The sequence below is a fragment of the Marinobacter sp. THAF197a genome, from assembly GCF_009363275.1.
Classification (GTDB): domain Bacteria; phylum Pseudomonadota; class Gammaproteobacteria; order Pseudomonadales; family Oleiphilaceae; genus Marinobacter.
The window spans coordinates 3,912,037-3,922,375 of record NZ_CP045324.1 but is presented as its reverse complement, the minus strand read 5'-3'; the positions used below and the strand labels follow the sequence as shown (position 1 = coordinate 3,922,375).

The following is a 10,339-nucleotide window of genomic DNA, read 5'->3' as shown; positions in this document are numbered from 1 at the left end:
GGAGATCATCTGGCGTCTGACCTTGAACTGAGCAGGAATGAAAGCTTCAAGGATGAAAGACATGCCACCTGGAGAGCAACAGCTTTGGCTTTTGGCGTTGAGCGGCCCCTTGGTCGCTTTGAACCGCAAAGCGGGGGCTAGATACGATGTCCCTTCGTTCTGGGCAGCAGATGCAGGCACTGAACAAGGCGACTTACTCAGCTCCGCCTGGGGCATTGAAGATCGAGAGGGCCTGCTTGAGACCGTCTCACGCATGGCTGACCGTGGCCACGCGGTTTCGATCGGAGCGAACTATTGGGCCTGGCATCAGGTTTTGCCCAGCGACCGGGAAAGTGCTCGATCAGAGATGCCTGAATTGAACCGCCTACGGGATCTGTTTCTGGATAGAACAGCCCTGCTTACAGGCCCCGGGGGCATTCGTGCCTGGGATTTGGGGCGCATGAGTTATCTTCTGCGCAACGGATTGTACCTCGGGTACATCAGCGAGCAGGAATGCCAGTATCTTCATCTACAACTGGGATATCGCGCGCTTTACTGGTATCGATCCTGGGATCAATACCTGTGCGGTTACTTCAGTGGTCGGATGCTCTGGATGGCACTGGAAATCGAGTCCCCGGATGAATTAAAGGCATTTTTGTTCGATGAAGCCCCGCCCTGGTTGAGCCGCATTTTTAATGAAGTTTTGACCGATCCCGACAACCCGGCCACTTATTTACCCTGGGCAATGGCTCTTGACCAGATCGAGCGCCCGAACTCTCTCGGTGAGGAGGGGTTATGAACGAGGCGTATTGGGGCGTTCTGGGGCTGACACCGACAGAGGATGAACGGGTGATCCGAAAGGCCTACCTATCGCTCCTGCCGGGAGTGCATCCAGAGGAGGACCCGGACGGATTCAGGGCACTGCGGGAGGCCTATGAGTTTGCTCTCGAAAGTGCCCGGCAGAACGATCTTTTGGACGGAGATGATGAGCCGCAGGCAACGATTGAAGATCCAGAGCTGATCGACGCGCAGCGATGGATGGATCAGCTGATCTCTATAGCGAATGATCCTGAACAGCGCTTTCTGGAGGCATCGTATGAAACTGTCCTCCAGGAGCTGACGGCCTGTTCACTGCAGGTCCGTTATTTACTGGCCCAGCCAACCTTCAACTGGGCTCTCGATAACGGCTGGCTGCCAAATCAGGTGTTAGCCAGGTTAAGGGATTTCCTGGATTGGCGAAGCCTGTTGCTCCGGTATTCGTCGGAGCAGAGCGCACAGCTTGAGGGGTTTCTCGACGGGCTGGATGCAGCGGACGTATTCGACCTGTCCACGCTCGCACCATTTCCGACCCATGCTCAAAGTGCCGCACTGAGCTATTTTTCTGCCTTGGTATCGGCATTTGGGCGCGGCAATCTGCGTGAGATCGACCGGTTGCTGAACGAGCATGGGGTCACGGTGATTCCGGCATGCCGGGAATTGGCGATACTGCTGCTACGTTGCCATGTCGCGATAGAAAAACGTGTGCCTGATGTCTGGTTGAGTTGCGCTGAGCGGATACTGCCGGCGCTTGCCAACCAGCGGCCGGATGACGCGGCCTGGCTTTTTGCACACCTGCATTTCCACAGAAAGGATTATGCAGCCGCCATGACCGCTATTCGGCCGATGATTTCGGTAGATGCGGCTCCTGCGGTAAAGAGTTTTGTGATTGAACTGCATCGCCGTTGTGGTCAGGAGTGGGTCCCTCTGTGGACGGTATTGCTGAACCCGGATTTGCGGGACATGCCGAATGCCGCGGATTGTATGGTCCTGGTTATGTCGAAGTACGCCTTGGCCGGTGTCGACAGCCCCTTGAGCAAGCAGGTGCGGCGGTTTATTGATGCCAGACTTTCACCTTCGGCTTCCGCTGTCATTGCTGACATGGTTCCCATTGGCGATGGCGATGGGCTCGCGTCACTCTATGGATGGGTAATGCAATTACAAGGCGCGCCGTCGTTCTTGCAGAATGAGTTCGCGCACCGTTGCAAACAGCATTGTGGCCCGGCAAATTTTGAAGTGTCATTCCAGATTGCGTTAGACCTCGTGGAAGCACACAGCTCTCGTCAAAAGATCTTGAGTTACGAGTTTGATGAGCTGATCGAAGCCGCGAAGAAAGGCACCTTGCCGGCCGCATCACGGTTTACCTTGTTGAGTGCAATCAGTCGCCAGCCAGACATGTCCATCGAGGCCCTGCAGCGGCTTGCCGATGCCGCAGGCATGGACGTGGAGACCGCAAACCAGACTTTGATACCACGGACAGCTGTCGAGTGGGCGGAGCTGCGCCTGAACCTTGCAGGAGAGCATTGGGTCGACTGTGCTGATTTTCCGCTAAGCGATGATGACATCAGCGACTGTATTCGTTTTGGATTTCTCCTGGATTGTCATCCGGGCTGCCTTTGGGAGGCTTCCTGGAGGGATTTGCTGGAGCGTGTTTCTCATCAGCAGGAGAACACGCTGTTCCGGCGCTTGTCAGGCCTGCTGTTAGGGCTGAGCGATGGCTCGAAGGGTATCGAGGACATTAAAGAGTTCTGCCGGGCCAACGTGAACCTTATGGACTGCTCTGGATTTAGCCCCACTTTTGCACGGCTGCTCTGTGCCTCTCGGATGAGTTACATCCTTCTGCAGAATGGGTTTGAAAAAGAACAGCTCCCTGACGCCAGCTGGGTGCCTGTTCTGGCTGCGGTGTTGGGTGCGTGTCAGGCCAGCTTCGTCGATAACATGTTGTTCTACGCGCTCCTCACCATTGATAAAGATCTCGGGCAAACCTTCTCTGATCGGCTGGCAGCTCGAGAGGCACCCGCATTGCACCGTCTCAAAATACCAGGCGGTGTCAGGTTTGCCGAGGCCATCTCCATGGCGCCTGGTGACCGTGCCAAGGTTAATAACTGGGGTGACGGCTTCCCGGACTTTGTTGAAGGGGCGGTCGACATACTGGCAGTCCTGAATCGGCACCAACCCCATGAGCAGCCTTCACAAGACCTGGTTCGACGGGTGTATGAGACCTATGCCGGGGAAAGTGAGCATCAGGAAATCGCCGGCAGGCTGCTGTGCGGACTGATTCTGGGTAGTCTAAAAAAACGACTCATCGATACGCGTGAGCAGGCTAAACCGCCCAAAGACACGACCCTCTACCCATTCTGGTTCGGGGGTCTGCTGAGCCGCCGCGGTTTTGCACTTCATCTGCTTTGCTACTTTGCCGCGGGTTTGGCCTGGCTGTACTACCCGGCCACGCCGCCATTCGGTGTGTTTTTACTCTTTCTTGCGGCCATGACGACAACGATGTTGAGCAGTCTCGTGCGTCGGATGAGAGACGCTGGCCTGGGTAAGGTAAGGATGACTCTGGCTGCACTTGTGAGCGTCGCTATGCCTGTCATTGGCCTGGTGATAGCCACTGTACTGATATTCAAACCCTCGGTTCACAGCCATTCCGACCAGCCTGACGAAGCCAGTGGCTTATTGTCGGCAATGTCGGGCTATGGCGAAGCCGGTCGGAAACCGTAAAGCATAAGGACAGTGCGATGAAATCACTTGCCATAGGTATCGACCTTGGTACCACGAACAGCCTGATAGCGGTTTGGCAGGATGGTAAGTCAAAGCTGATTCCTAACAGCCTTGGCCAAATAATGACCCCTTCAGCGGTCAGCCTTGATGAAGACGGTTCGCTGCTTGTTGGAGCGGCAGCCGCAGCACGACGTGTCACACACCCGCAGCGCACAGCTGTGGCTTTCAAGCGTTTTATGGGCTCGGAGCACCGGTTCGAACTTGGTGATGGCCACAGTTATACACCGACGGAGTTATCGTCGTTTGTTTTGGCAAGCCTGAAGCAGGATGCAGAGAGCTTTCTTGGCCAGGAAATAAACGATGTGGTGATCTCGGTCCCCGCTTATTTCAACGATGAACAACGCAAGCATGCGGCCTTTGCGGCAGAATTGGCGGGTTTGAACGTCGTCAGGTTGATCAACGAACCGACCGCCGCCGCGTTGGCCTACGGCCTGCACGAAAACTCGGACCGGTTGTCCCTGGTGTTTGACCTCGGTGGCGGAACCTTCGATGTTACTCTGCTGGAGTACGTGGGTCCGGTGATCGAGGTGCGCTCTTCTGCCGGCGACAACTTTCTGGGTGGGGAAGACTTTACCAGGGCGATTGCCGATGCCTGCCTCGACTCTTGGGGCCTGAAGGCAAGCGAAGTTGATTCTGCATCTATGGCGCTCTTGCTCGCAAAAGCCGAACAGCTGAAATGCAGGCCGGTCCGCGAGCGTGGCAAGCTTTGCTGGGCCTGGCAGGGCAAGGAATTTGAGTGGTTTACGCCAGAGGCCCTTGCCCGGGCATGGCAGCCATTGATCGACCGGCTGAGGCAACCTGTTGAGCGCGCCTTGAGAGACTCGAGAATAAACCCCCGTGAGCTAGATAACGTGGTTATGGTGGGTGGCAGCACCCTCTTGTGGGAGGCGCAGCAACTGGTGAGCCAACTGTTCGGAAAAATGCCCCTGCGTCACCTGGACCCGGACACCGTTGTGGCTCAGGGCGCTTCGGTGCAGGCTGCTTGCCGCCTTCGGGATGAGGCCGTTCAGGAAATCATCATGACGGATGTGTGCCCGTACACCTTGGGCATCGCGATCTCAAGTGAGGTCAATGGTGAGCGCATGAATGGCTTGATGTCACCGATCATCGAGCGAAATACGACGATACCCGCGTCCCGCGAGCAGCACTACTACACGACAGCAGACGATCAGACATCGGTTAATGTGCTGGTCTTTCAGGGCGAACGCCCGAGAGTGCGGGATAATGTCTTTATTGGCGATATTACGGTGCCTGTTCCGCCGGCGCCGGCCGGTGCAGAGTGCATTGTTGTGCGTTTCAGTTATAACGTGGATGGTCTGCTGGAAGTGGACGTGACCGTGCAGAGCACCGGCGAGAAAATTGAGCGCCTGATTGATCGTAGCCCGAATGGGCTGAGTGAAACCCAAAAGCAGGCATCGCGAGAGCGACTGAGGGCCATGAAAATTCATCCTAGGGATGAGATGCCCAACCGTACGCTTCGAGCCAGGCTGGAAAGTGCCTATGCCCAGACTCTGGGCCGAGAACGTGAAGAGGTCATGCACTGGTTGAATCAATTTGACGCGGTGCTTGCCGGGCAGGATGACCACGAAATCCGGCGTGTGCGGGAGCGGCTTGAGAGCGCTCTTGCGGAGTCGATACAGTTCAGTTGAAAGAATGACCTTCAGCCTCACCATCCACGCAGCAGTCTGGCATGACGATGGCGGCGTCCTTCAGCTCCTGAAATTCATCAGCCTTGGTCAAAAAAGTTTCACGCACAGGTAACCCTGTTTGTGAACACTGGCTCCGCAGTATCATTCATTAAACAAGGAGCTGGTTATGAAGTTACTCACGTTGGCGGGCATCGTGTTGTGTTCGATCTCTATCGCCGTCGCCCACGCCGGGCCGAAGAATCAGGATGGGCAGAATTGGTTGCCGCCGGGCCTTGCCAAGTGGCAGGATTCATCGGATTGGGGTAAGCACCACCACGGGAAGTTCAAGGGGCAGGAATCGGTGCAGCTTGGGCCGCGCCCGTTCTGGCTGGTACAGGATATGGACGAGGGACCGTTGAAGGAGCGGCTTCAGTCCTGCAGTGCCCGTTCGTTCAAACCCTCGGACTTCTCCATCGGCCATCGAGGCGCGCCGCTACAGTTTCCGGAGCACACGCGGGAATCCTACATTGCTGCGGCCAAAATGGGGGCGGGCATTGTCGAATGTGACGTAGCCTTTACCAAGGACCGGGAGCTGGTTTGCCGCCATGCCCAGAACGATCTGCACACCACCACCAACATCGTTACCATTCCTGAGCTGAACGCGAAATGCACGCAGCCCTTCGTGCCGGCCGATCCGGCTTCCGGCGCGCCTGCGCAGGCCGAATGCCGTACCAGTGACATCACACTTGCGGAGTTCAAAACCCTGAAGGGCAAGATGGATGCCTACAACTCGGAGGCAACTACGCCGGAGGAATACCTTGGCGGGACGGCCGACTGGCGGACGGACCTCTACACCGCCCGCGGCACTCTGGCAAGTCATCGTGAAAGCATTGAGCTGTTTAAGGCGCTGGGGGTCAAGTTCACTCCGGAGCTGAAGTTCCCGGTGGTGGATATGCCGTTTGAGGGCGATTACAGTCAGCAGGATTATGCCCGCCAGATGATCCAGGATTACATTGATGCCGGCGTGCCTCCGAGAGACGTTTGGCCGCAATCCTTCAACCTGGGCGATGTGCTCTACTGGGTTAACGAAACACCCCGCTTTGGCAAGCAAGCGGTGTTCCTTGATCAGGAACCGATTACCCCAGACAACATGTCCCTGGCCTTCATGGAGAACCTGAAAGCCCGTGGTGTGAATATCCTGGCGCCCGCAATCTGGAAAATGCTGACATTGGATGGCCATGGCGAGATTGTGCCTTCCGAGTATGCGGAGAATGCCCGCGCGGCGGGACTGGATATGATCGCCTGGACGGTTGAACGGAGCGGTCCGCTGGCCACCGGTGGTGGTTGGTATTATCAGACCGTCACAGACGCCATCAATAACGACGGCGATGTGTTCAACGTGATTGATGTGTTGGCCCGGGATGTTGGCGTAATCGGGATATTCTCCGACTGGCCGGCGACCACGACCTATTACGCAAACTGCATGAACGTGAACAGCGGTCGGTAAGTTGAGCGACGGTGGGTCAGGGTGTGTGAAGCGCGCTGACCTGCCGTGAACCTGCGCCTTCTTTGGCGTATGATCTCCACCTCAACTTTTGACGAGCCCCACAGGAGCCCAATATGATCTGGACCGTTTATTTATCCGGCGAAATCCACACCGACTGGCGTGAGCAGATTGCTGCGGGTGCCGAGGCGGCGGGCCTGCCGGTTGAGTTCACCTCTGCCAACACCGACCACGAATCCAGCGACGCCGCGGGCGATTTCCTGGGTAAGCCGGAGAGCAATTTCTGGCGTGATCACCAGTCTTCCAAGGTGAATGCCATCCGCACCAAGACTTTGCTTGAGCAGTGCGACCTGGCTGTTATCCGCTTTGGCGACAAGTACAAGCAGTGGAACGCGGCCTTCGATGCCGGCTACTGCGCCGCCATGGGAACGCCTTATATCACCCTGCATGATGAAGACATCGTGCACCCGCTCAAGGAAGTGGACGCGGCCGCCATGGCCTGGGCGCAGACGCCGGAACAGGTGGTTGAGCTGCTGAAGTATGTAACGGCCTGAGTACAGCGTTTTCCGTAACACCATCAACAGGATGTAAAAAGGGCAAAGGAACATGCCACTCTTCACTACCGGCAGTGTTAGGGCAACAGCCCTGACACTTTGCCTGCTTTTTCTCTCGTTACTTGCCATTGATCCCATTCAGGCCAATGCACGGCCGCCTGCCATCCCTCTGGCCAATGTCTATCACTCGGGTGTAAACCTCGAGGAATACTGGGTCAGCGAAAAACTGGACGGCGTCCGGGCCTATTGGGATGGCGAGCAGCTCTGGTCCCGGGGCGGGCATGTATACGCGGCGCCGGACTGGTTTACGGCGCAGTTTCCCCGGCAGCCGTTGGATGGTGAACTCTGGAGTGGTCGCGGGCGCTTTGCTGAGCTGTCCGGGGTGGTGCGCAAAGTGCAGCCGGTGGATCATGAGTGGCGTCAGGTGAGGTTTCATGTGTTTGATCTGCCACAGCCTGAAACCGTGTTCGAGCAGCGTTACCGTCAGTTGGAACAGCTGGTTGCAGCCTCTGGCTCTGAGTATCTGGAATTGGTGGCGCAGCGCCCGGTTGCCAGCCATTCAGAACTGATGGCAAAGCTTGAACAGGTGGTGGCTGCCGGTGCTGAAGGGTTGATGCTAAAGCGAAGAAACAGCCGGTATCAGGCCGGTCGTTCCGATGATCTGCTTAAAGTGAAAACCCATGAGGATGCGGAAGCGAAAGTCGTTGGTCACCTGCCGGGCAAGGGCAAGTACGAGGGGCTGATGGGGGCTTTGGAAGTGGAGCTGTACGATGGCCGGCAGTTTCGCATCGGAACCGGGTTTACCGATGCGGACAGGCGCAACCCGCCGGCGATTGGCTCAATCATTACCTTCCGCTACCGTGGTTTGACCGCCACCGGCTTGCCGAGATTTGCCAGCTTTCTTCGGGTCCGGAATGATGAACCGGTGCCGAAGGCCGATTAGGGCGAGATGGCCTTGCTGCTCTGGGCCAGCTCCTCCAGCGTGCTGTATTCACACTCCAGTTCAGCGATGAAGGTGCGGCCGGAATCGGTCAGGATGTTGTCATCCCGGAGTAGTCGGCGGCCCAAAAGTACCGGGTAGGAAAATTTGCCCCGGTCGGTGAGGGAAAACTGGGTTTCATGGACCTTGCCGCCGAGACAGAAGTCCATTTCGACCACATAGCGCCGCTGTGAGGGGGCGCCCTTGCGTTTGATCAGTACGGTGCGATAGACCGGCCGCTCAAATTCCAGAATCACTTCGTCGTGTTTCAGATCACCCTCGCTGGGCTGGTCTTCGTGGTCACCCAGCGGGAGCTGGAAGCGCACCCATTCCTCGTTGTCCTTCTCGAAAGATTCCACATTCACAGCATGCAGGGACGAGGTCTTGGCGCCGGTATCCAGGCGTGCTTTTAACCGGATGCCGGTCTCGCCCATCACCACCCACTCCACAAAGCCCATCACTTCCGGCTCCGCCGATGCTTGTGACTGAGTCTCGGCCGTGGCCGGGTTGGCAGAGAACAAGAGGCTGGTCAGGGCGATGACAGCAGATCGCATTGGATGCTTCCTTTGGCTGGTCAATCTGAAAAGGTGGAGCGGCACGGGCCGGTCCGTTTTTGTGCAATTCCAGCAAGGTTATCAGGGTCGGTCGCCTGTAGCCCTTTCGGGCAGATTAACAAACCGTGAGCCTGTCTTGCCGGATTTGCTCCGGGGCCGCCACTCTGGCCCGAAAATGGCCAGTGTAATGCACTGCAAAGGGCGTACACTGAAAAAATACTCGGGAGACTAACCATGGTGTCTGTTCCTTCCGCTGGGCGAGTCCAGCAGCACATTTCCGCCATTGCCAGCGGCTTTCTGGGTGACTGGCTGGAGCACCGGGGCAATCCGCTGGCGGTGCCGATGACGGTGTTTGCCGATGGCGAAGCGCTGGATCTGCAGAATCCCCAGCCCGCAGCGCCGGGGAGCGTGCTTTGCCTGTCCATCCATGGGCTGATGGAGCTGGAATCGGTGTGGGATTTTCCGGCCAGGCCCGATGAACACTACGGCACCCACCTCGCCAACACGTTGGGCGATACGTCGGCCCTCAAGCTCCGTTTCAATACCGGCCGGCCCATTTACCGTAACGGCCAGGATCTTGCCGCGTTGCTGGAGCGGCTGGTGAGTAACTGGCCGGCACCGGTCAAGCGGATTGTTCTGATCGGCCACAGTATGGGAGGCTTGCTGATTCGCAGTGCCTGTCATTATGGGGCTGCGAATGATCACCGCTGGGTCAGCCTGAACCCGGATTGTGTGTACATCGGCTCACCCCACGACGGCTCCTGGCTGGCGGTGGGCGCCCATAAAGCGGCAGGCTGGCTGAATCGGGTGCCCCGGGATTATCTGAAAGTGGTGGGCGAGGTGATTGACCTTCGCAGCGAGGGTATCCGCAACTTATCCCGGGGGGATGCTTTTGAACCGGGTACCTCAGATCAACCGCTGTTGCACGGTGCCCGGCATTACGTGATCAGCGGACTGCTCGCCAAGGGCGAACGGCACCCTGTAAACGTTCTGTTTGGCGATGCCCTGGTGCATCAATCCAGCGCCCGTGGTGATCGTCGTGAAGGCTGGGAGCTGGCGGGCATCGCCAATTTTCCCGGTGTTGACCATATTCGCCTGGCCCACCACCCCTTGGTGAGCCAGCAACTGCAGGAGTGGCTGGCATGAAAGGACCGGACAACAACACGCAATGGTGGCTGGGTGTGACGGAGCTGGTGGCCCAAGGCATGCATCACGGCGCGGTTAAGCTGAAACGTGTGCACCTTTCCATTGCAGACGAGAGTTTTCGGGTGCTGGACGCCATTCCGGCCACTCGGCCCGGTAGCCGGCTTGTTCGGGTGTGCCACCATGGTATCGCCAGAGTCAGTTACGACAGCGTGTCGCTGGCCGGTCGTGTGATTGCCGAAGGGGCGGCGTCTGCCGGTGCCCGTTTGGCGATGCGTCGGCAAGACATGACTGAAACATGAATGATTCTTAGTAGGGTTTTAACCCCCAACCAGCCGTTATCTCTGTAGGGTAAACGCATGCAATCGGGATAGAGACATCCGGATTGTTCGTTTCGACGA

The 10,339-nt window shown here is 57.4% G+C and carries 9 protein-coding genes; 8 read left to right on the top strand and 1 reads right to left on the bottom strand.

Going from position 1 to position 10,339, the window contains the following annotated elements:
* The first annotated feature begins 37 nt into the window (after window positions 1-37).
* From FIV08_RS18120 to FIV08_RS18095, 6 genes are all read left to right on the top strand, one after another.
* Entirely contained in the window at window positions 38-778 is a 741-nt protein-coding gene (locus tag FIV08_RS18120) for a DUF1266 domain-containing protein (RefSeq protein ID WP_152439353.1), read from the top strand.
* A 50-nt stretch (window positions 779-828) separates the two neighbouring features.
* Entirely contained in the window at window positions 829-3,516 is a 2,688-nt protein-coding gene (locus FIV08_RS18115) for a DUF805 domain-containing protein (protein WP_152439352.1), read from the top strand.
* Between the two features lie 17 nt (window positions 3,517-3,533).
* Window positions 3,534-5,225, top strand: a complete 1,692-nt coding sequence (locus FIV08_RS18110; protein WP_152439351.1) for an Hsp70 family protein — start codon at window positions 3,534-3,536, stop codon at window positions 5,223-5,225.
* Window positions 5,226-5,391: 166 nt separating this feature from the next.
* Window positions 5,392-6,711 (top strand): glycerophosphodiester phosphodiesterase family protein, encoded by a 1,320-nt coding sequence (locus FIV08_RS18105; protein WP_152439350.1) that lies wholly within the window; start codon window positions 5,392-5,394, stop codon window positions 6,709-6,711.
* A gap of 113 nt (window positions 6,712-6,824) precedes the next feature.
* On the top strand, window positions 6,825-7,262 hold the full coding sequence (locus FIV08_RS18100) for a YtoQ family protein (RefSeq protein ID WP_058091620.1): 438 nt from the start codon (window positions 6,825-6,827) through the stop codon (window positions 7,260-7,262).
* Between the two features lie 52 nt (window positions 7,263-7,314).
* Window positions 7,315-8,205, top strand: a complete 891-nt coding sequence (locus FIV08_RS18095; RefSeq protein WP_152439349.1) for a DNA ligase — start codon at window positions 7,315-7,317, stop codon at window positions 8,203-8,205.
* Here FIV08_RS18095 and FIV08_RS18090 read toward each other — a convergent pair.
* A complete protein-coding gene (locus FIV08_RS18090) occupies window positions 8,202-8,795 on the bottom strand; it encodes an ATP-dependent zinc protease (protein ID WP_061330931.1) in 594 nt (197 codons plus the stop codon). The two genes, FIV08_RS18095 and FIV08_RS18090, sit on opposite strands and share 4 nt — an antisense overlap.
* Before the next feature lie 234 nt (window positions 8,796-9,029).
* Between FIV08_RS18090 and FIV08_RS18085 the strand changes: the two genes are divergently transcribed.
* Together FIV08_RS18085 and FIV08_RS18080 are read left to right on the top strand one after the other, a co-directional pair.
* Window positions 9,030-9,941 carry an esterase/lipase family protein gene (locus FIV08_RS18085; RefSeq protein ID WP_152439348.1) on the top strand — a complete coding sequence of 304 codons (912 nt, stop codon included), beginning with the start codon at window positions 9,030-9,032 and terminating at the stop codon, window positions 9,939-9,941.
* Complete coding sequence (locus tag FIV08_RS18080; RefSeq protein ID WP_152439347.1) at window positions 9,938-10,240, top strand: hypothetical protein; 303 nt, start codon at window positions 9,938-9,940, stop codon at window positions 10,238-10,240. Before FIV08_RS18085 ends, FIV08_RS18080 begins: the two co-directional genes overlap by 4 nt.
* The last annotated feature ends 99 nt before the right edge of the window (window positions 10,241-10,339 follow it).